Raw genomic sequence first — 19,296 nt, 5'->3', positions numbered from 1 at the left:
GCGCCGGCCAGCGTCGGCCGCGGCGGCGTGGTGTTCGCGCTGGTGCCGGCTCAGCGGCTGCTGGGCGGCGCCTCCAGCCTGCGCGTGCTGCCGGGCAGCTTCGTCACCCTGTTCACGCCCGATGGCCGGCGGCTGCTGCGCCAGCGCCCCGGCGACGGCCGGCTCGAGGCCAATGGGCGGCCGGTGCCCGCCGTCGTGCTGCAGCTGATCGCCGCGGCGCCCAGCGGCAGCTTCGCCCGCCCCAGCACGGTGGATGGCCGGGACACGGTCTTCGGCTATTCCAGCTCGCTGGTGCTGCCGCTGATCGTCTCCACCGGCGTGCCCGAGTCGGTGCTGCTGGGCCAGTGGCTGAGCCTGGCCACCGCGCCCTTCCTGGTGCTCAGCGTGGGGCTGCTGGCGGTGGTGGTGTTCGGCCGGCGGCTGCGCCGCGCGCTGCTGGCCCAGCGCGACCACATCGCCCGGCAGGACTACATGGTGCGGCACGATTTCCTCACCGGGCTGCCCAACCGCTACGCCTTCATCACCCACGTGGACGGGCTGATCGCGCGGCTGCGGCACGGCGAGAGCTTCCACGTGCTGCTGCTGGACCTGAACAACTTCAAGGACGTCAACGACACGCTGGGCCATGCGGCCGGCGATGCGGTGCTGCAGGCGGTGGGGCGGCGGCTGGAGGCGATGGACGCGCTGGCCGACGCGCGCGACGCCTGCGTGGCCCGGCTGGGCGGCGACGAACTGGCGATCTGCGTGCCAGGTCTTGCCCCCGCGGCCCCGGCGGCGATGGACGAGTTCTGCGCGGGCATCCAGCGCGCCCTCAACGAGCCGCTGGTCATCCACGGCGTGGAGCTGGCGATCACCGCCAGCATCGGCGTCACCGCGTTCCCGAGGGACGCACGTACCTCGACCGAGCTGCTGCGCTGCGCCGACATCGCGATGTACGCCGCCAAGGCGGACCTCGCCTCCCACTGCGCCTACGACCCGGCGCACGACCACTTCACCGCCGAGGCGCTGGCCATGCGGGCCGAGTTCGCCAAGGCCATCCGCGAGGACACGCTGGCCCTGGTCTACCAGCCCAAGCTGCGCCTGGCCGACGGCGCGCTGGTGGGGCTGGAGGCGCTGTCCCGCTGGACCCACCCGAGCAAGGGCCCGGTGCCGCCGATGAGCTTCCTGCCGCTGGCCGAGACCACCGAGCTGATCCACCCCTTCACCGAACGCGTGCTGAAGAACGCCATCGGCCAGGTGGCCCGCTGGCTGGCCCAGGGCTACGCGGTGCCGGTGGCCGTCAACATCAGCGCCAACAACCTGCTGGAGCACCGCTTCGCCGAGACCGTGCGCTCGCTGCTCGACGGCGCCGGCGTGCCGCCGCGGCTGCTCGAACTGGAGGTGACCGAGAGCGCCGTGATGCGCCACCCGGAGCTGATGCTCAAGCGCCTGCACGACATCCGGGCCATCGGCGTCAAGCTCTCCATCGACGACTTCGGCACCGGCTACGCCTCGCTGGCCTACCTGAAGCAGCTGCCGGTGGACACGCTGAAGATCGACAAGCTCTTCATCACCGAGATCGACCGCGACGAGGCCGACCGCCGCATCGTCGGCAGTTCCATCCAGCTGGCCCATGGCTTCGGCATGAGCGTGGTGGCCGAGGGCGTGGAGACGCAGGTGGCGGCCGACCTGCTGCGCGAGAAGGGCTGCGACTTCGTGCAGGGCTTCCATTTCGCGCGGCCGATGAGCGCGGCCGAGATCGAGCAGCGCTGGCTCGGCCGGCTGCTCCGTGCCGAGGAAGCCGCCGAGGCCTGACCGGGCCCCCGGGCGTCCGCTCCTGCCTTGGTTCAGCGTCCCGCGGCGTCCCGCAGCGCCTGCTCCAGCGCATCGATCTCCACCGGCTTGACCAGGTGCCGCGCGAAGCCCAGCCGGGCCGAGCGCCTGCTGTCGGCGGCCTGGCCGAAGCCGGTCAGCGCGATCAGCGGCAGCGCGCTGCCATGGGGCAGCTCGCGCATGCACTGGGCCAGCTCGTAGCCGTCCATCACCGGCAGGCCGATGTCCAGCACCGCGGCGTCGAAGGCCTGCCGTTCGAGCAGGGCCAGCGCCTGCGGGCCGTCCTCGGCGGTGCTGACCTGGTGGCCCAGCAGGCCCAGCAGTTCGGCCAGCGTGCGGGCGGCGTCGGCGTTGTCGTCCACGACCAGCAGCTTCAGGCCGGCCGCGGCGTCGGGCCTCGCCGCAGCGGCGCTCGCGCCGGGCGGCGCGTGGTCCGCTTCGGCCTCCAGCGGCAGCCGCAGCAGGAAGCTGCTGCCCTGGCCCCAGCCGGCGCTGCGGGCCGACAGCTCGCCGCCGTGCAGCTGCGCCAGGCTGCGCGCGATCGCCAGGCCCAGGCCCAGGCCCCCGTCGGGCCGGTGGATGGCCTGGCGGCCCTGCACGAAGGGCTCGAACACCGTGGCCAGCTCGCGCTCGCTCATGCCCAGGCCCTGGTCACGCACCTCGACGAGCAGCCGGCCCGCCTCGCGCCGCGCCTGCACCTCGATGGCCTGGCCCGGCTCGCTGAACTTGGCGGCATTGCTGAGCAGGTTGGCTAGCACCTGCACCAGCCGCGTCGCGTCGCCGTGCACCCGCAGGCCGGTCGCCGGCACCTCCACCCGCAGGCGCTGCTGCTTGCGCTCCAGCAGCGGGCCCACCGTCTCGACCGCACGCGCGACGATCTCGCCCGCTTCCACCGACTGGCGCCGCAGCTCCACGGTGCCGCGGGAGATGCGCGCCACGTCCAGCAGGTCGTCCACCAGGCGCACCATGTGCTGGACCTGGCGCTGGATGATCTCGCGCTCGCGCACCGCGACGTCCCCGTGCTGCAGCCGCATCAGGTGCAGGGCCGTGGTGATCGGGGCCAGCGGGTTGCGCAGCTCGTGGCCCAGCACTGCGATGAAATCCTCCTTGGCGCGGTTGGCCGCCTCGGCCGCCTGGCGCGAGCGCACCACGTCGGTGACCTCGAAGCAGATCACCACGATGCCGGCCGGCTCGCCGGGCTCGGCGGCCATCGGCTGGTAGACGAAGTCGAAGAAGTGCTCGGCCAGCTCGCCGCTGGCGGGGTCGAGCAGCTGCGCCGGGAAGGCGCGGCCGATATGCGGCTCGCCGCTGGCATACACGCCGGCCAGCAGGCCTTCGACCTCCTGGCCGGCCAGCTCGGGCAGCGCCTCCAGCAGCGTCTTGCCGGCCACGTCGCGGCCGCCGACCATGCGGCGGTAGGCCGCGTTGGCGAACTCGAAGCGGTGCTGCGGCCCGCGCAGCAGCGCCAGGCCCACCGGCGCGTGGCGGAACACATCGGCCAGCCGGCGGTCCAGCGTCTCGCGCTCGTGGCGGGCGCGGGCGCGCATCAGCAGCACCTCGACCCGCGCCACCAGCTCGCGCGCCGAGAAGGGCTTGACCAGGTAGTCGTCTGCGCCCAGGGACAGGCCCTCGATGCGCGCCTCGTCGCCGGCGCGGGCCGACAGCATCAGCACCGGCAGCGGCCGCAGCACCTCGTCGGCGCGGATGCGGCGCAGCAGCTGCTCGCCGTCCAGGCGCGGCATCATCACGTCGGTCAGCAGCAGCGCGGGGCGTGCGCGCTGCAGCAGCTCCAGCGCCTCCTGGCCGTCGCGCGCGGTCAGCACGCGCCAGTGCGGCGCGAGCAGATCGGCCAGGTAGGCCCGCATGTCGGCGTTGTCGTCGGCCACCAGCACCGTCTCGCGCCGGTCATGCGGGTCGGCGGGCGCCGCGCTGGCACCCGCGCCGCGCAGGCCGTCGTCGACGAAGGTGGACCAGGCGGCCCGGTCCGCGGCGGCCGGCGCCGCGTCGTCGATGGCCTCGGGGGCCAGATGCGCGCGGCCCAGCGGGATCGTCACTTCGAAGCGGCTGCCGCGGCCCGGCGTGCTCTCCACGCGGATCGTGCCGCCATGCATCTGCACCAGCTCGCGCACGAGCGCCAGGCCGATGCCGGTGCCCTCCTGCGAGCGGGCCGGCGTGTTGGCGATGCGGTGGAAGCGGTCGAACAGATGGGGCAGGTGCCGCGCCTCGATGCCGCTGCCCGTGTCGCTCACCGCCAGCTCGACCTGGCCGGCATCGTCCCGCGCCTTCAGCGTCACGCCGATGCGGCCGGCGAAGGTGAACTTGAAGGCGTTGGACAGCAGGTTCAGGACGATCTTCTCCCAGGCCTCCCGGTCGACATAGACCGGCTGCGGCAGCGGCGCGCAGTCCACGTCCAGTGCCAGGCCCGCCTGCTCGACGGCGGAGCGGAAGGCGGCGGCCAGCTCGGCGGTGAGGGCGGCCAGGTCCAGCGGCTGGAAGCGGGCCTGGGCGCGGCCGGACTCGATGCGCGCGAAGTCCAGCAGCGTGTTCACCAGCTTGCGCAGGCGCAGGCCGTTGCGGTGGATCAGGGCCAGCGCGCGGGCACTCTCGGCAGGGGGCGGCGGCTTCTGGTCCAGCAGCGCCTCCAGCGGGCCCAGCATCAGCGTCAGCGGCGTGCGGAACTCGTGGCTCACGTTGCTGAAGAAGCGGTTCTTGGCCCGGTCCAGCTCGGCCAGTTGCTCGGCGCGGTGCCGCTCGTCCAGCTGCGCCTGCGTGTCGGCCAGCCGCGTGCCCACCTGGCCGGCCACCAGGCCGAGGAAGTCGCGGTAGCGTTCGTCCAGGCGGCGGCGTGTGTTCAGGCCCAGCAGCAGCGCACCGATCGGGCCGGCCTGCGCGGGCCCGCTCAGCGGCAGCACCAGCGCCTCCTGCACCGGCTCGCCGTCCCAGGGCCCCGCGATGCCCCGCACGCCGAGCGCGAACAGCGCCTGCGGCCTGTCCTCGCGCAGCGCGCGGGCGATGTCCCAGGCGTCGTCGTCGGCGCCGTCCAGCGCGACTTCCTCGGGCAGCGGCAGCGCCTGCAGCTCCATGCCCACCCGGCGGGCCCGGTGCGTGGCGCCGTCGAGCAGGTACAGGGCCGCGAAGGCGAGGTCGGGCTGTCCGCCGCCCAGCGCCTGCAGCAGCGCCCGGCCGGCGTCGGCCAGCGTCGGCGCGTCCCGCGCCGGCACCGCCGAGAGCGCGCTGAGCAGGCGCAGCCGGCGTTCGCCGATCACGCGGTCGGTGTCCTCGGCCACCACGCAGAGCATGCCGGCGATGCGGCTGCCGTCGTCGTAGACGGGGCTGTAGGAGAAGGTGTGGAAGGTCTCCTCCAGGTAGCCGCTGCGTTCGAGGAAGAGTCGCAGGCCCTCGTCCCAGGTGGCCTCGCCGGTCGCCAGCACATGGGCGATGCGCGGGCCGATGTCGTGCCAGATCTCGGCCCAGACCCGGTCGGCGCGGGCGCCCAGCACCCAGCCGCTGCGGATGCCCACGGTGGGCAGGTAGGCGTCGTTGCAGAAGAAGGTGCCTTCGGCGCCCCAGTACAGCCACATCGCGAAGCGCGAGTCCAGCATCATGCGGACGATGGTCTTCAGGCTCTGCGGCCAGGCGGCCGGCTCGCCCAGCGGCGTGTGCGTCCAGTCGAACTCGCGCATGCGCCGGCCCATCTCGCCGCCGCGTTCGAGGAACTCGGCGCCTGGCGCCGTTGCGTCCTGCATCGGATCTGTCCTCCGTCCTGCTCCCAGGCGGGCCATTTCACCTCAGCGCCGTCGCAGGGGCAACGCGCGGCGGGAATGGGGCTTGCCGCATGGCTTCGTCACATCGCATTCACCAAGGATTCATCATGGGCCACAACAGCGTGCTCGGGGCCGATCGCGCCCCCCGACGAGCCAAGGGCACCGGCGAGGATGCGCTGGGCCCCGGCGACAGCACCGACAGCGGCAGCGACATGGCCGGCGCCGACCGCCGTGCGCCGGCCGATCCGCTGGAGCCGGTGGACCTCACCATCGGCCGCGACCGGGCGCTGGCACCCGTCGAGCGCGACGGCGACGACGCACCGGACGAGGCCGCCGACATCGGCGTGGACCAGGTCTTCGACACCGACACCGGCGCCGAGTTCGTGGCCGGGCCGATCGACGAGGCGATGGCGCCGGATCCGCTCGACGACGAGGAAGACGACGAGGACGACGCTGATGACGATGCGCGTTAGCACCCGTTCAGGCGCCGACCGCCCGCAGCAGCTGTTCCTTGTTCATCTTCGAGCGCCCCTTGATGCCGCGGGCCGCGGCCTCGCGGTAGAGCTGCTCGCGGGTGCGGCCGCCGGCGCCGTCGTGCGAGCGGCGGCCGCCCCGCTGCTCGGGCGAGGGGCCGCGCAGCGAGCTGGGGCTGGCGGTCTCCGATTCGCCGGCGCGGGCGCGGTCCTTGTTGACGGTGGCGGCGGCGATGCGCTCGGCCGTCTTCTCGCTGCGGCCGCTGGCGCGGGCGCTGTCGCGGATGTGCTGGTACTGGCGTTCTCGCTTGTCGCTCCAGGCGGTGCGGGGCATGGCGGTCTCCTGTGCTCGTGGCCGACCCCGCAGCGCGGGCAAGCGGCTTGCCCGGGCCTAGCTGCCTACTTCGGCTTCTTCAGCACCATCCGCAGCACCGTCTCCACATTGAACTCCAGCCGCTTGGCCAGCGCGTCGCGGCTGCCGAAGTTGAAGCCGTAGAGCAGGGTGCCGGTGTGGCGGGTGGCCAGGTAGTGATGGCCGATGGCGTCGATGGTGACGCACAGCTGCGAGGCGTCGATGCCCTCGCGGAAAACGCCCGAGGCCACGCCGCGCCGCAGCACGCTGTCCACCGCCTTCACATAGGCGCGGTGCAGCTTGCGCAGTTGCGCCTTGCCGGCGAGGTGCCGGCCCTGGTGCAGGTTGGCGCTGTTGATCAGCGTGATGAACTCCGGGTTCTGCAGCCCGTACTGCCAGCTGAAGGCGACCAGCTTGCGCAGCGCGTCGGCCGGGGGCAGGTCTTCCAGCCCGAGCTGGGACTCGCTGTCGCGCAGCCGCGCGTAGGCGTCCTCGACGACGGCCTCGAACAGCTGCTCCTTGCCGCCGAAGTAGTGGTAGATCATGCGCTTGTTGGCGCCCGCCGCTTCGGCGATCGACTCCACCCGCCCGCCTGCCAGCCCGAGCCGCGCGAACTCCTGCTGCGCGGCGGCCAGGATGCCCGCCTTCGTCTGCTCCGGGTTGCGCGCCCGGAAGGCCACCTTCTCGCCCATTGCTGCCCACTCCCATGCTGTTGTTGTTGTTGCCGATGATAGCGACAGCAGGGCTCGCATAACGCATATTCCAGACGGCAGGCGCTCTCAGGCCTCCACGGTACTGATGGTCCAGAAGTCGGCCGCGAGCCCGGTGTCGCCCAGGTAGGCATAGGGAATGGTGAAGAATCCCTTCTTTCCCCAGCTGGCGGACCAGGAGTTCATCACCGTGAAGCGCTGGCTGGTGTCGTCGTAGCCCACCGCCATCACCGCGTGGCCGCCCACCACCGACTCGCCGCTCGCTGGCATGTTCACGACGCCGCTCTTGGCCACGGCCTGAGACTCGAAGCTCTCGTAGACGGTGAAGCCGAACACGAAGGGATAGCCCGAGGCCAGGCAGCTCTTCATCTGCGTGGCGTTCTGCGTGAGGCGGCGGTAGGTCAGCGCCTGGTGGGCCAGGGCCTTCTTGTAGAGGGCCGCCGCCGGCTTGGTCTTGAACTTGGTGATCTGGTAGGGCCAGTCGCCCTCGTCGCAGACGCCCAGCTGGGCCACGCTCTTGATGCCGTCGCGGATCTGCGCGCCGGAGTCGCTGTTGACGGTGCCCTCCATGGCCCGCTCGTTGTAGTAGATGAACAGGCGCGAGGGCATGAAGACCTTGGGCGCGCCCTGCTTCATCTGGTCGAAGCGATGGGCGTTGCCGATCGCGTTGGCGGTGCAGCTGCCGAGCTGGCCCTGGTCCAGCACCGGCGGGCACAGCGGGCGCAGGTCCACCTTGGGCGGCAGCGCCTTCTGGATGGCCACCGGCGCGGCGTACATGTGGTCGCGGTGGTCGGGCAGGTCGGGCACCCAGCCGAAGCGGGCGTTGGTCTTGGGCATGGCGGACTCCTTGTCGGATGAACCAGAGACCTCGACGATAGGCCCTGCGAACGGGTGCCCGCATCGACAGCTTGCAGGACGCGCGGCTGTCTTAACATCGACGCGGGAGCAATCAATCCATCAGGCAGCCGTTGCAGCCTTGGCAGCCGGGCGTGTGACCCGGCGAGTGCGGGGGATCTTGGCGTTATGGATGACAGCCACTGGAGCGCCGGCGCGCTCGCGCAGCCGGCCCGGCGCATGGACGGGCTCGCGCTCGCGGGCCGCCTGCTGCTGGTCGCCGCGGCCTACTACGCCGCGGCGCGGCTGGGCCTGCTGATTCCCTACGTCAACACGCAGGTCTCGCTGGTCTGGCTGCCCAGCGGCATCGCGCTGGCGGCGCTGTGGCGCTGGGGCGCGGCGATGCTGCCCGCGGTGTTCCTGGCCGGCGCGGCGATCAATGCCCACATCGGCAGCCCGCTCTGGGTGGCGGCCTGCACGGCGCTGGGCAACAGCTGCGGCCCGTGGTTCAGCGCCTGGCTGCTGCGCGCCTTCGCCTTCGACGACCGGCTGCTGCGCCGGCGCGACATTGCCGCCTTCCTGGCCGCGGTGCTGCTGGGCATGCTGGTCACCTCCACCAACGGCATCGTCTGGCTGCTTGCCAGCGGCCTGCTGGACGCGGCGCAGCTGCGCCTGGCCTGGCTCAGCTGGCTGGGCGGCGATGCGGTGGGCGCGCTGCTGGCCGGCATCCCGCTGATGGCGCTGGGCCGCGCGCCGGCCTGGCGGCCGGGCCGCGAGGGGGCGATGGACGGGCTGCTGCAGGGCCTGCTGCTGGCCAGCGTGCTGCTGGTGTTCTCGGGCCGGCTGTCGGCCGACTCGGCGCTGATCGTGCCGCTGCTGGCGCTGCCTTTCTGCGGCGTGGCCCTGCTGGCGCTGCGGGGCGGCCTGCTGGCCTCGTCGCTGGCGGTGCTGCTGCTGTCGCTGGCCGCGGCCTGGGGCACGGCGCGCGGCGCGGGTCCCTTCGCCGGCGCCCAGGCCGGCACCGGGCTGCTGGCGCTGTGGAGCTACATCACCGCGCAGGCCTGCACCAGCCTGCTGATCTGCGGCCTGGTGACCGAGCTGCAGGGCAGCCGCCGCCAGTTCGCCGCGCTGATGCAGCATGCGCAGGACGCGATCCTCGTCGTCGAGCCGGACGGGCGCCTGGTGCGCGTGAACCCGGCCGCCGCGGCGCTGCTGGGCGCCGCGCCGGGCCAGATGCTGGCCGACCTGCCGCAAGGCAGCGGCGCGCTGCTGGTGGGCCTGCTGACCGAGCCCGCGGAGCAGGTCACGCGCGTGCTGCAACTGGCGCGGCCCGACGGCCGTCGCGCGCAGCTCGAATGCCAGCTGGCCCGCTACCGCGACGGCAGCGGGCTGTGGCAGTCGCACCTGATCCTGCGCGACATCACCGTGCAGGAGGAAGCCAAGGCCAGGCTCGCGGCCAGCGAGGCCTGGCTCAAGACCATCACCGACCACCTGCCGGTGCTGGTCGCCTACGCCGACCGCACGCAGACCTACCGCTTCGCCAACGGGCGCTTCCGCGTGGTGATGGGCGTGGAGCCCGAGCGGGTGATCGAGCAGACGATGGGCGAGTTCCTCGGCCCGGTCGCGCACGGCGAGCTGCAGCCGCACATCGAGGCGGCGCTGCGCGGCGAGGCGCAGCGCTTCGAGCGCACCGGCTGGGCTCGCAACGCCAACACCCACTTCCACACCGAGTATGTGCCCGACCTGATGCCCGACGGCCAGGTGGCCGGCTTCTTCATCATGGTGCTGGACATCACCGAGCGCCGCCAGGCCGAGCTGGAGCTGGCGCGCAGCCAGGACCGGCTGCGCGAGCAGGCCGAGCTGCTGCAGGTGACGCTGAAGTCCATCGGCGACGGCGTGATCACCACCGACGAGCAGGGCCGCATCCGCTGGATGAACCCGCCGGCGGAGCGCATGTGCGGCTGGCAGGCGACCGAGGCGGCGGGCCGTCAGCTGGCCGAGGTGTTCCGCATCGTCGATGCCGACAGCCGCGAGCCCGCGCCCGACCCGGTGGCTGCGTGCCTGCAGGGCCAGGGCGCGACGAGCCTGCGCCGCCGCTCGGTGCTGCTGGCGCGCGAGGGCGGCAACGAGCATGCGATCGAGGAGTCGGCCGCGCCGATCCGCGTGGACGAGGGCCGCCTGCTCGGCGCGGTGCTGGTGTTCCGCGACGTGGCCGAGCAGCGCCGCCTCAGCGACCAGCTCGCCCACCGCGCCACGCACGACGCGCTCACCGGCCTGCTCAACCGCGCCGGTTTCCAGGCGCGGCTGGAGCGGCTGCTGGGGCAGCAGGGCGGGGGCGCCGCGCACGGCGTGCTGATGTTCGTCGACCTCGACCACTTCAAGGCCGTCAACGATGCCTGCGGCCATGCCCAGGGCGACCGGCTGCTGTGCGAGGTGAGCGCGCTGATGGCCCGCTGCGTGCGCACCCGCGACACGCTGGCGCGGCTGGGCGGCGACGAGTTCGGCGTGCTGCTGGAGCACTGCGGGCCGGAGCAGGCGCTGCGGGTGGCGCAGTCGATCTGCGAGCAGGTGGGCGGCTACCGCTTCGCGCACGAGGGCCGGCAGTTCCGCATCGGCAGCAGCATCGGGCTGGTGCCGGTGGACGGGCGCTGGAGCAGCCGCGCCGCGCTGCTCGATGCGGCGGACAAGGCCTGCTATGCGGCCAAGGCGGCGGGCCGCAACCGCGTCCATGTGTGGGACGAGGCCGACCGCGGCCTGCAGGCCCGCGCCGGCGAAAGCGACTGGCGCCGCCGCATCGAGGCGGCGCTGGCGCAGGAGCGCTTCCAGCTCTTCGGGCAGCGCGTGCTGCGCCCCGATGGGAGCAGCGACGCCGAAGGCCTGCACATCGAGGTGCTGCTGCGCTTGCAGGAGGAGCCCGAGGGGCCGCTGATCGCGCCGATGGCCTTCCTGCCGGCGGCCGAGCGCTTCGGCCTGGCGGCGCCCATCGACCGCTGGGTGCTGGCCCGAGCGATCGGCTGGCTGGCCTCGCGGCAGCGCGAGGTGGCCTGCCTGTCGGTCAACCTCTCGGCCCAGGCGCTGGCCGATGCGGCGCTGCCCGGCGAGCTGCGGCAGTGGCTGGCCGAGGCGGCGGTCGAGCCCGCGCGGCTGTGCATCGAGCTGGCGGAGAGCGCCGTGCACGCGAACCCGGGCGCGGCGGCGGCTTTCTGCGAGGCCCTGCACGCGATCGGCGTGCAGCTGGCGCTGGACGACTTCGGCGGCGGCGCCGCCTCCGACGCGCCGCTGAAGGCGCTGGCCGGCATCGCCTGGCTCAAGATCGAACCCCAGCGCCTGCGCCACCTGCCGCAGCAGGCGCTGGACCGGGCGATGGTGCGCTGCGTGCAGGAGATGGCCGAGGCGATCGGCGCGCGCACCGTGGCCAAGGGCGTGGAGACCGAGGCCGCCGCAGCGGCCCTGCGGGGGCTGGGCGTGGACCGGGTGCAGGGCTGGCTGCATCACCGGCCGCAGCCGCTGGAACGGCTGCTCGACGACTGACGGCGCTCAGGTCAGCCGCCGGCCTTCGGCGCAGGCAGCCATCAGCGTCGCCAGCCGTTTCTCCCTCGTCTCGGCCTTCTTTGCGCTGAGCACCCGCCAGGTCATCTGCTGCCGCCAGCCGGGCGGCTGCGCCTCGAAGAAGCGCCAGGCCGCGGCGTGGGCCTTGAAGGTCTTCAGCTCGGCGCCCTGGAAGAACACGTCCTCGGCCTTCTGCTCGTAGGAGGCGCGGGCCGAGCGCTCCTCGCTGCGCATGGCGAAGGCGGCCAGGCCGGCCTCGCTCATGCGGCCCGCGGCCTGCAGCTCGGCCACGCGGGCGATGTTGATGGCGCTCCAGTGGGAGCGCGGCTTGCGCGGCGTGAAGCGGATGCGGTAGCGCTCGTCGTCGATGCGATGGCGCACGCCGTCGATCCAGCCGGCGCACAGCGCCTCGTCCACCGACTGCGGCCAGGTCAGTGGCGCGCCGGCCCTGGTCTTCTTGATGAAGCCCACGTGGAGCTCGGTGTGCGTGGCGCCGTGCTGCCGGAGCCAGCGGCGCAGCGCCTCGGGGCTGTCGAAGAAGATCGGCTCGCTCATCGGGTCATCGGCAGCGCGGCGCCCATCAGCACGAACAGGCCGCCGCAGACCCGGTTGAAGCGCCGCCCGAGCCGCTGCAGCCAGGGGCGCACCCGGTGCGCCATCAGGGCCAGGCCCCATTCGACGAGGATCTCCACCGCGACGAAGACCACGGCCATCACCAGGAACTGCGTCATCAGCTCGCGCTGCGGGTCGATGAACTGCGGCAGGAAGGCGCCGTAGAACAGCAGCGCCTTCGGATTGGACACGGCCGTCAGCAGGCCCTGGCGGAACAGCGAGAAACCACCGGGGTCAGGTCTTGCGGCATCGGCCGCCAGCTGCACCGCCGGCGAGCGCCACAGCTGCACGCCCAGCCAGACCAGGTAGGCGCCGCCGATGAACTTCAGCGCCACCAGCGCCCCGGCCGAGGCCTGCAGCAGCGCCCCGATGCCCAGCATCGACAGCGCGATCAGCGCCAGGAAGCCGAGAGCCCCGCCGCTGACCGTGAACAGCAGTGTCCTGCGGTGCCCGTGCAGGGCGCCGTGGGTCAGCACCAGCAGGCTGTTGGGGCCGGGCGTCAGCGACAGGCCGAGGGCGGCGGCGAGGTAGAGCAGCAGCGTGTGCAGGGCCATGTCGGTGTTTCCGGGTGTGGCTATCCAGTCTACACAGCACCCGCGATCCGTGAGCTTCGCCACGCCGGGCGCACCGGCGTGGCACTTGTAAGCGTTCTGTCACACGGCGCGCGCGGTCGCTCCGTAGGCTGACACCGTTCACATAACAAGTTACTTCGTTGGGAGCCTTCCCTTGAGCATCGCCACTCTTCCGGCAGCGCCGCGCATGGCGCGCCCCCATGGCCAGGCCGTCGCGGCGGACCTGGCCCTGGCCTGCGTCTCCGCCACGCCCGAGCACACCAACGCCCAGGTCTACGAGATGCTGGGCCGCCATCGCGACATGGCCAGCCTGCCGGTGGTCGAGGACGGCCGCCCGATCGGCCTGATCAACCGCTCGCTGTTCCTCTCGCAGATCTCCAAGCCCTTCTACAAGGAGCTGTTCGAGAAGAAGAGCTGCATCGCCTTCATGGACAAGGAGCCGCTGGTGGTGGACGCGGCGACCACGGTCGAGCAGCTCGCCCTGCTGACCGTGGAGTCCGGCGAGAAGGCGCTGGCGGACGGTTTCCTGGTGGTCGAGAACGGCCGCCTGCTGGGCCTGGGCTACGGCCTGGAGCTGATGCGGGTGATCGCCGAGCAGCAGACCGAGCGCAACCGGCGCATCTCGCAGAGCATCGACTACGCGAGCGTGATCCAGCGCTCGACGCTGGGCGTCTCGGCCGCCGCGCTGGCGCGCCGCCTGCCGGACGCCTGCCTGGTCTGGGAGCCGCGCGACACCGTGGGCGGCGACTTCTACCAGTTCAGCGAGTACGAGGACGGCTGGTTCGCCGCGGTGGCGGACTGCACGGGCCACGGCGTGCCCGGCGCCTTCCTGACGCTGATCGCCACCTCGGCGCTGAAGCAGGCGCTGGACAAGCACGGCCCGCGCGACCCGGCGCGGCTGATGGGCGAGGTCAGCGCCGCGATCAAGAGCGCGCTGGGCCAGGGCGGGGCGCCGGCCGAGGGCCTGGCCTCGTCCAACGACGGCATGGACGCCGCCTTCCTCTGGTTCGACGCGGCCACGCGACGCCTGTCCTACGCCGGCGCCCGCACGCCGCTGCTGCTGCTGGAACCGGGGCAGGCGGGCGTGGAGATCATCGATGCCGACCGCCTGGGCATGGGCTACGTGGACACGCCGGACGAGGCCCGCTGGACCAGCAAGGACGTGCAGCTGCGCCCCGGCGCCGTCGTGCTGGCCTGCACCGACGGCCTGATCGACCAGATCGGCGGCCCCAAGGCCATCGCCTTCGGCAAGCGCCGCCTGCGCGACGCGCTGGTGCGCCACCGCGAGCTGCCGATGCCGCAGCTCGGCGCCGCGGTGATGGCCGAGTTCACCGAATACCAGGGCGGGCAGCTGCGCCGCGACGACCTGACCCTGTTCGCATTCCGCCTGGATTGACCCTCATGCAGCCCACCCACCAATCGAGCTACGACCAGTACCGCGAGTTCTGCGACCTGGCGCGCCAGAAGAACGTGATCTTCTACTACGTCGGCTACTTCTCGCAGAACATCGTCACCGCGATGGCCGAGGCGGTGCGCCTGCGGCTGGAGCAGTCCGGCGCGGCCGGGCCGATCCGCCGGCGCCTGTTCTCCTGCTTCGTCGAGATGGCGCAGAACATCATCCACTACTCGGCCGACGCGCTGACCCCGCCGAAGCAGGACGACAAGGAGCTGCGCCACGGCTCGGTCTGCATCGGCGTGGACGAGGAGGGCCGCTACTTCCTGCTCTGCGCCAACCCGGTGGCGGCCGACGTGGCCGGCATGCTGCGCGAGCGGCTGGAGGCCCTGCGCCGCATGACGCTGGAGGAGATCAAGGCCAGCTACCGCGAGCAGCTGCGCAACGAGACCACGCCCGAGGACAGCAAGGGCGCCGGCCTCGGGCTGCTGACGATGGCGCGCGATGCCAGCGAGCCGCTCGAATTCGAATTCCAGACGACCAACGAGGAGGCCGCCACGGCGATGTTCATCCTCAAGACCACCATCTGAGCATGAACGACCTTCACATCCCCGCCACCTCCAGCTCGCCCGAGATCGAGTTCCGCTTCGAGGCCCGCCAGCTCGCGCTGCGCGGCGAATCCTTCCCCGAGAATGCCGCCGCCTTCTTCAACCCGGTGATCGCCGCGCTGCGCGAGTACCTGGCCGAGCCGGCCGAGGGAATGGAGCCGCTGACGGTCGAGGTCGCGCTGACCTACTTCAACAGCTCCAGCACCAAGATGCTGTTCACGCTGTTCGACCTGCTGGACGGCGCCGCGGCCGGCGGTCGCCGCGTGCTGCTGCTGTGGCAGCACGACAGCGAGGACGACACGATCCGCGAGTTCGGCGAGGAGCTGATGGCGGACTTCCCGAACCTCGAGGTCGAGCTGCGTGCTGTCGACGCGTGAGGCCGCGCCGATGAGCGCCGCGCCCGACCTGTTCGAGCAGGAGGCCGCGGCGCTGGAGCGGGCCCTGGCCGCCCGCGACAACCCCGCGCTGCCGGCGGCCGCGTACCGCGCGGCGCTCGGCGAGCTGATCGGCCACTTCGAGCGCCTGGTGCGCGACAGCCGCCGCCTGATCCGCCGCAGCGACCGCGAGGAGCGCGAGCTCAACGTGCTCAACGACGAGCTGCACCGCCTGGCCGCCCAGCTCGAGTACAAGGCCCGGCACGACTCGCTGACCGGCGCGCTGAACCGCGGCGCGATCTTCGAGCGGGCCGGCATGCACCTGCAGCGCGGGCCGCTGTCGCTGGTGGTGCTGGACATCGACTTCTTCAAGAGCATCAACGATGCCTACGGCCACCCGGCCGGCGACGCGGTGATCTGCGAGGTGGTGAACCGGCTGCGCGGGGCGGTGCCGCTGCCGGCCGAGATCGGCCGCGTCGGCGGCGAGGAGTTCTCCATCCTGCTGCCCGGCTGCGAGTTCGAGGATGCGATGGGCCAGGCCGAACGGATGCGCCAGGCGATCGCCGGGCGGCCCTTCGAGTGCCTGCCCGGCCGGATCGTGACGGCCAGCTTCGGCGTCAGCTGGACGGCCGCCTGCGGGGCCTTCGGCGACGCCTACGCGCGGGCCGACGAGGCGCTGTTCGAGGCCAAGCGCGGCGGGCGCAACCAGGTGCGGCGCGGCGAGGCGGGGGCGCAGCCATGAGGGCGCGCCCGAAGCCGGCCGCGCGAGGCGGCATCGCGTTGCGCCGCCCGCGCACCGAGGACGACCTGCTGACGGGGTTGCCGCTGCGCACCCGCTTCGTGGCCGATGCCGGCCGCGAGCTGGCGCGCGAGCCGGGCGCGCCGGCGGCGCTGCTGTGCCTGGACGTGGACCGGCTCAAGACGGTGAACGGCGTGCTGGGCTACGAGGCGGGCGACTCGCTGCTGCTGGGCCTGGCGCAGCGGCTCGCGCAGCTGCGCACCACGGTCGGCGTGCGCTGCGGGCGGCTCTCCGGCGGCACCTTCGTCGCGCTGGTGCCGCTGGCCGATGCGCAGGGCTGGCGCACCGCGGTCTCGCAGCTGCAGGCGGTGCTGAACCATCGCCAGCTGTGGCACGGCCAGACGCTGGACCTCACCGTCTCCATCGGCGTGGCCCTGCATCCGGACCATGGCCTGGGCACCGAGACCCTGCTGCAGCGCGCCGAGCAGGCGATGTTCGAGGCCAAGCGGCTGCGCACCGAGGTGGCCCTGTACGACCCCGAGTTCGAGGCCGACCGGCTCTCGCACCTGAGCCTGCTGTCCGAGCTGGAGACGGCCATCGCCGACGGCCAGCTGCGCCAGTTCCTGCAGCCCAAGCTGGGCGTGGCCGACCAGCGGCTGGCGAGCGTCGAGGCGCTGGTGCGCTGGCAGCATCCGGTGCGCGGCTGGCTGCCGCCCAGCGAGTTCGTGCCTTTCGCCGAGAGCACCGGCCGCATCCGGCAGATCACGCAGTGGATGCTGGAGCAGGCCATCGCCACGCTGGCCCGCTGGCGCGCCGAAGGCCGCGAGGCGCCGCCGATCGCCGTCAACATCTCCACGCTGGACCTGCAGGACGGCCTGCTGCCGGCGCGCATCGAGGCGCTGCTCTCGCGCGCCGGCGTGCCGGCCGAGCTGCTGCAGCTGGAGCTGACCGAGACCGGCCTGATGGCCAGCACCCAGGATCCGATCCATGTGATGCATTCGCTGCGCCGGCTGGGCGTGCGGCTGGCCATCGACGACTTCGGCACCGGCCAGTCCTCGCTGGCCTACCTGCAGCGCCTGCCGGTGCATGAGCTCAAGATCGACCGCAGCTTCGTCGACGGCGTGGACCAGGATGCCAAGCGGCAGGAGCTGCTCGGCTCGATCATCACGCTGGGCCATGGGCTCGGCCTGCAGGTCAGCGCCGAGGGTGTCGAGAACGCGGCGGAGCTGGCGGTGCTGAAGCGCCTGGGCTGCGACCTGGTGCAGGGCTATCTGCTGGCCAAGCCGATGGACGTGGCGCGCTTCGAGGCCTGGATGGAGCCGGCGGCGCTGGCCCTCTGAGCAATGGTAGGCTGCCGGCCACCATGAGCGACAGCACCTCTTCCTCCTTCTACCCCATCGGCATTCCCGGCCAGCCCTGGGCCGCGGCGGAGATCGCCGCCTGGCGAGCGCGGCAGCGGCGCCAGCGCAGCCATGCCGATGACGTCGTCGCCGCCATCGACGGGCTGGCGGCGCGCTTCGACGTCGAGACCTACGGGCAACTGGACCACGCGGGCGAGCACTTCCCGCTGCTCGCCTTGCGCAGCCGCGGCTGGGACGAGGCGCTGCCCACGCTGCTGGTGACCGGCGGCGTGCACGGCTACGAGACCAGCGGCGTGCACGGCGCGCTGCAGTTCCTGCGCGAGCATGGGCAGGAGACGGCCGGGCGGGCCAACCTGCTGGTGGTGCCCTGCGTCAGCCCCTGGGCCTACGAGCGGGTGCAGCGCTGGAACTTCGACGCGCAGGACCCGAACCGCAACTTCAACGAAGGCACGCCGGTGCCGGAATCGGCGGCGCTGCTCGCGCTGCTGGCGCCGCTGCGCGGCCGGGTGCTGATGCACATCGACCTGCACGAGACGACCGACACCGACGAGTCCGAGTTCCGTCCCGCGCTGGCCGCGCGCGACGGCAAGCCCTTCGAGCCCGGCACCGTGCCCGACGGCTTCTACCTGGTCGACGACGCCGACCATCAGCAGCCCGGGTTCCAGCGCGCGGTGGTCGAGGCGGTGGCACAGGTCACGCACATCGCGCCGGCCGATGCGCAGGGCCTGATCATCGGCTCCCCGCTGCAGCAGCCGGGCGTGATCCTGTTCCCGGTGGCGAAGTGGAGCCTCTGCGCGGCCATCACCGGCGCACGCTTCGCGACGACCACCGAGGTCTATCCCGACAGTCCCCGCGCCACGCCCGCGCAGTGCAACGCGGCGCAGGCGGCGGCGATCCGGGCCGCGATCGGCTACGCGCTGGCGCAGGGCCTCAGCTGATCGCTCCTGCCGCCTTGGCCTTGGCCAGCGCGTCTGCGGCAGCGGCGGCCGCCGGCTTGACCCGCGTGGCGTCGAGCGAGTCATGGCTGGCCTGCTCCGCCTTGCGCGCGTCGTCGAGGCGCTTCTGCATGGCCGGCCAGGCGGCCAGCAGCGCGGTCTCGGCCTCGCTGGGCTTGGCGCTGCTCTTGGCCTTGTCGTAGGCGGCCTCGCCGCTGGCGTAGCGCTGCCTGGCCGTCTCCAGCGCGCGGGCGGCGCCGGCCAGTTCGGCTTCGGCGGAGGCCAGGGCGGCATCGGCACGGGCCACCTCGGCGACGTGGCGGGCCGCGGTGGCGGCCTGCTGCAGGGGATCGCCGCTGGCCTTGCCGGCGGCCTTGGAGGCGGCGATGTGCTCGGCCGCCTCGGCCTCGGCGCGCTTGGCGCCCGCCGCATCCAGCTTGGCCTGCGTGGCCAGCTCGGCCTGGATGCGCGTGCTCACCTTGCCGGCTTCGTTCAGCGCCTTCAGCGCGCCGGCCACGCGGGCGCCGGCGGCGGCCAGCTGCTGCGCGGCGGCCGCGGCGGCGGCCTCGTGCGTGGCGGCCAGCTTGACGGCCTTGGCCGACTCGACCTGCTGCGCCTCGCCCGGCTTGGCCTGCTGCACGGCGGTGGCCTGCTGCTGCGCCTCGACGGCGCGCGCCTGGGCCTGGGCCGCCTGGGCGGCCTTCAGTTCCTCGAGCGCCTGGGCGGCGGCCTTGTGGGCCTTGTCCGCGGCGGCCACGGCTGCAGCGTCGCGCGCCAGCGCCGCCTTGCGCCGCTCGGCCGCTTCGGCGCTGGCCGCCTTCGCGTCCTTGGCCAGCTGGCCCAGGCGCGCCTCGTACCGGCCCGCATCTTCACCGGGCTGCAGCGTCCAGGCAGCGGCCAGTTCCTCGCTCAGCACCGCGGCCTCGCCCTTGGCGAGCACGGCGCGGGCGCGCTGGACTTCCTTGAGGGTGTCCTTCTGCTGCTGCTCGACCCGGCCGGCCGCGGCGGCAGCGGCGTCGGCGCGCTGCGCCTGGGCGGCATCGCCGACCGCCGTGTCGAAGCCGGACTGCAGGGCCAGCGTCTTCGGCCCGTCGCCGCCGGGCACCAGCGCGGCCACGCGGGCCTTCAGCGGGTCGGCGGCGGCCTTGGCCTCCGTGCCGGCGCTGCCCAGGCCGGCTCGGGCCTTGTCGGCCTCGGCGGCGGCCTCG

15 protein-coding genes and 1 pseudogene are annotated in these 19,296 nt (G+C 73.0%); 9 read left to right on the top strand and 7 right to left on the bottom strand.

Annotated features, from left to right (window positions below; all coding sequences use genetic code 11):
* Positions 1-1,794, top strand: a 1,794-nt coding sequence (locus B0W88_RS19105) for a bifunctional diguanylate cyclase/phosphodiesterase (RefSeq protein ID WP_144006851.1), incomplete at its 5' end; no start/stop codon positions are given.
* A gap of 32 nt (positions 1,795-1,826) precedes the next feature.
* Here the strand turns inward: B0W88_RS19105 and B0W88_RS19100 are convergent.
* Positions 1,827-5,558, bottom strand: a complete 3,732-nt coding sequence (locus tag B0W88_RS19100; RefSeq protein WP_077036222.1) for an ATP-binding protein — start codon at positions 5,556-5,558, stop codon at positions 1,827-1,829.
* Positions 5,559-5,683: 125 nt separating this feature from the next.
* Between B0W88_RS19100 and B0W88_RS19095 the strand changes: the two genes are divergently transcribed.
* Positions 5,684-6,049, top strand: a complete 366-nt coding sequence (locus tag B0W88_RS19095) for a hypothetical protein (protein WP_077036221.1) — start codon at positions 5,684-5,686, stop codon at positions 6,047-6,049.
* Positions 6,050-6,056: 7 nt separating this feature from the next.
* On the opposite strand, the gene B0W88_RS19090 is transcribed toward B0W88_RS19095, so the two are convergent.
* The 3 genes from B0W88_RS19090 to B0W88_RS19080 form a co-directional block, all read right to left on the bottom strand.
* Positions 6,057-6,383, bottom strand: coding sequence for a plasmid stabilization protein (locus B0W88_RS19090; protein ID WP_077036220.1), 327 nt, complete (start codon positions 6,381-6,383; stop codon positions 6,057-6,059).
* 65 nt (positions 6,384-6,448) lie between these two features.
* Positions 6,449-7,153 carry a TetR/AcrR family transcriptional regulator gene (locus B0W88_RS19085; RefSeq protein WP_233151769.1) on the bottom strand — a complete coding sequence of 235 codons (705 nt, stop codon included), beginning with the start codon at positions 7,151-7,153 and terminating at the stop codon, positions 6,449-6,451.
* 27 nt (positions 7,154-7,180) lie between these two features.
* Positions 7,181-7,948 (bottom strand): C1 family peptidase, encoded by a 768-nt coding sequence (locus B0W88_RS19080; RefSeq protein WP_077036218.1) that lies wholly within the window; start codon positions 7,946-7,948, stop codon positions 7,181-7,183.
* A 186-nt stretch (positions 7,949-8,134) separates the two neighbouring features.
* Here B0W88_RS19080 and B0W88_RS32620 point away from each other — a divergent pair, with 186 nt between their 5' ends.
* Positions 8,135-11,476 carry an EAL domain-containing protein gene (locus tag B0W88_RS32620; RefSeq protein WP_083748895.1) on the top strand — a complete coding sequence of 1,114 codons (3,342 nt, stop codon included), beginning with the start codon at positions 8,135-8,137 and terminating at the stop codon, positions 11,474-11,476.
* 6 nt (positions 11,477-11,482) lie between these two features.
* Here the strand turns inward: B0W88_RS32620 and B0W88_RS19060 are convergent, their stop codons facing one another.
* Both B0W88_RS19060 and B0W88_RS19055 read right to left on the bottom strand, forming a co-directional pair.
* Positions 11,483-12,049 (bottom strand): YdeI family protein, encoded by a 567-nt coding sequence (locus tag B0W88_RS19060; RefSeq protein WP_077036217.1) that lies wholly within the window; start codon positions 12,047-12,049, stop codon positions 11,483-11,485.
* Positions 12,046-12,660 carry a LysE family translocator gene (locus B0W88_RS19055; protein ID WP_077036216.1) on the bottom strand — a complete coding sequence of 205 codons (615 nt, stop codon included), beginning with the start codon at positions 12,658-12,660 and terminating at the stop codon, positions 12,046-12,048. Before B0W88_RS19055 ends, B0W88_RS19060 begins: the two co-directional genes overlap by 4 nt.
* 205 nt (positions 12,661-12,865) lie before the next feature.
* Here B0W88_RS19055 and B0W88_RS19050 point away from each other — a divergent pair, with 205 nt between their 5' ends.
* The 6 genes from B0W88_RS19050 to B0W88_RS19025 are packed head-to-tail and all read left to right on the top strand — an operon-like array spanning position 12,866 to position 18,091.
* Complete coding sequence (locus tag B0W88_RS19050; protein ID WP_077036215.1) at positions 12,866-14,074, top strand: SpoIIE family protein phosphatase; 1,209 nt, start codon at positions 12,866-12,868, stop codon at positions 14,072-14,074.
* Between the two features lie 5 nt (positions 14,075-14,079).
* Positions 14,080-14,661, top strand: coding sequence for a SiaB family protein kinase (locus B0W88_RS19045; RefSeq protein ID WP_077036214.1), 582 nt, complete (start codon positions 14,080-14,082; stop codon positions 14,659-14,661).
* Between the two features lie 2 nt (positions 14,662-14,663).
* The gene (locus tag B0W88_RS19040) at positions 14,664-15,056 is read left to right on the top strand and encodes a DUF1987 domain-containing protein (RefSeq protein ID WP_077036213.1); all 393 of its coding nucleotides are present in this window, start codon (positions 14,664-14,666) and stop codon (positions 15,054-15,056) included.
* A gap of 10 nt (positions 15,057-15,066) precedes the next feature.
* Positions 15,067-15,795: a GGDEF domain-containing protein gene (locus B0W88_RS19035; RefSeq protein WP_077036223.1), complete on the top strand. Its 729-nt coding sequence runs from the start codon at positions 15,067-15,069 to the stop codon at positions 15,793-15,795.
* Positions 15,792-17,132 carry a bifunctional diguanylate cyclase/phosphodiesterase gene (locus B0W88_RS19030; protein WP_077036212.1) on the top strand — a complete coding sequence of 447 codons (1,341 nt, stop codon included), beginning with the start codon at positions 15,792-15,794 and terminating at the stop codon, positions 17,130-17,132. Before B0W88_RS19035 ends, B0W88_RS19030 begins: the two co-directional genes overlap by 4 nt.
* Positions 17,133-17,155: 23 nt before the next feature.
* Complete coding sequence (locus B0W88_RS19025; protein ID WP_077036211.1) at positions 17,156-18,091, top strand: M14 family metallocarboxypeptidase; 936 nt, start codon at positions 17,156-17,158, stop codon at positions 18,089-18,091.
* Here B0W88_RS19025 and B0W88_RS33695 read toward each other — a convergent pair.
* Positions 18,084-19,296: pseudogene (locus B0W88_RS33695) on the bottom strand (hypothetical protein); the annotation flags it as partial. The gene B0W88_RS19025 and the pseudogene B0W88_RS33695 overlap by 8 nt on opposite strands.

This window comes from Pelomonas sp. KK5 (assembly GCF_001984095.1).
In the GTDB taxonomy this organism is placed as follows: Bacteria; Pseudomonadota; Gammaproteobacteria; order Burkholderiales; family Burkholderiaceae_C; genus KK5.
This window is presented reverse-complemented; position numbering and strand designations above follow the sequence as displayed.

Excerpts from the sequence above, each read along its gene's own strand:
- B0W88_RS19100 (WP_077036222.1), bottom strand. The coding sequence starts at position 5,558 with ATGCAGGACGCAACGGCGCCAGGCGCCGAGTTCCTCGAACGCGGCGGC.
- B0W88_RS19095 (WP_077036221.1), top strand. The coding sequence starts at position 5,684 with ATGGGCCACAACAGCGTGCTCGGGGCCGATCGCGCCCCCCGACGAGCC.
- B0W88_RS19090 (WP_077036220.1), bottom strand. The coding sequence starts at position 6,383 with ATGCCCCGCACCGCCTGGAGCGACAAGCGAGAACGCCAGTACCAGCAC.
- B0W88_RS19085 (WP_233151769.1), bottom strand. The coding sequence starts at position 7,153 with ATGCGAGCCCTGCTGTCGCTATCATCGGCAACAACAACAACAGCATGG.
- B0W88_RS19080 (WP_077036218.1), bottom strand. The coding sequence starts at position 7,948 with ATGCCCAAGACCAACGCCCGCTTCGGCTGGGTGCCCGACCTGCCCGAC.
- B0W88_RS32620 (WP_083748895.1), top strand. The coding sequence starts at position 8,135 with ATGGATGACAGCCACTGGAGCGCCGGCGCGCTCGCGCAGCCGGCCCGG.
- B0W88_RS19060 (WP_077036217.1), bottom strand. The coding sequence starts at position 12,049 with ATGAGCGAGCCGATCTTCTTCGACAGCCCCGAGGCGCTGCGCCGCTGG.
- B0W88_RS19055 (WP_077036216.1), bottom strand. The coding sequence starts at position 12,660 with ATGGCCCTGCACACGCTGCTGCTCTACCTCGCCGCCGCCCTCGGCCTG.
- B0W88_RS19050 (WP_077036215.1), top strand. The coding sequence starts at position 12,866 with ATGGCGCGCCCCCATGGCCAGGCCGTCGCGGCGGACCTGGCCCTGGCC.
- B0W88_RS19045 (WP_077036214.1), top strand. The coding sequence starts at position 14,080 with ATGCAGCCCACCCACCAATCGAGCTACGACCAGTACCGCGAGTTCTGC.
- B0W88_RS19040 (WP_077036213.1), top strand. The coding sequence starts at position 14,664 with ATGAACGACCTTCACATCCCCGCCACCTCCAGCTCGCCCGAGATCGAG.
- B0W88_RS19035 (WP_077036223.1), top strand. The coding sequence starts at position 15,067 with ATGAGCGCCGCGCCCGACCTGTTCGAGCAGGAGGCCGCGGCGCTGGAG.
- B0W88_RS19030 (WP_077036212.1), top strand. The coding sequence starts at position 15,792 with ATGAGGGCGCGCCCGAAGCCGGCCGCGCGAGGCGGCATCGCGTTGCGC.
- B0W88_RS19025 (WP_077036211.1), top strand. The coding sequence starts at position 17,156 with ATGAGCGACAGCACCTCTTCCTCCTTCTACCCCATCGGCATTCCCGGC.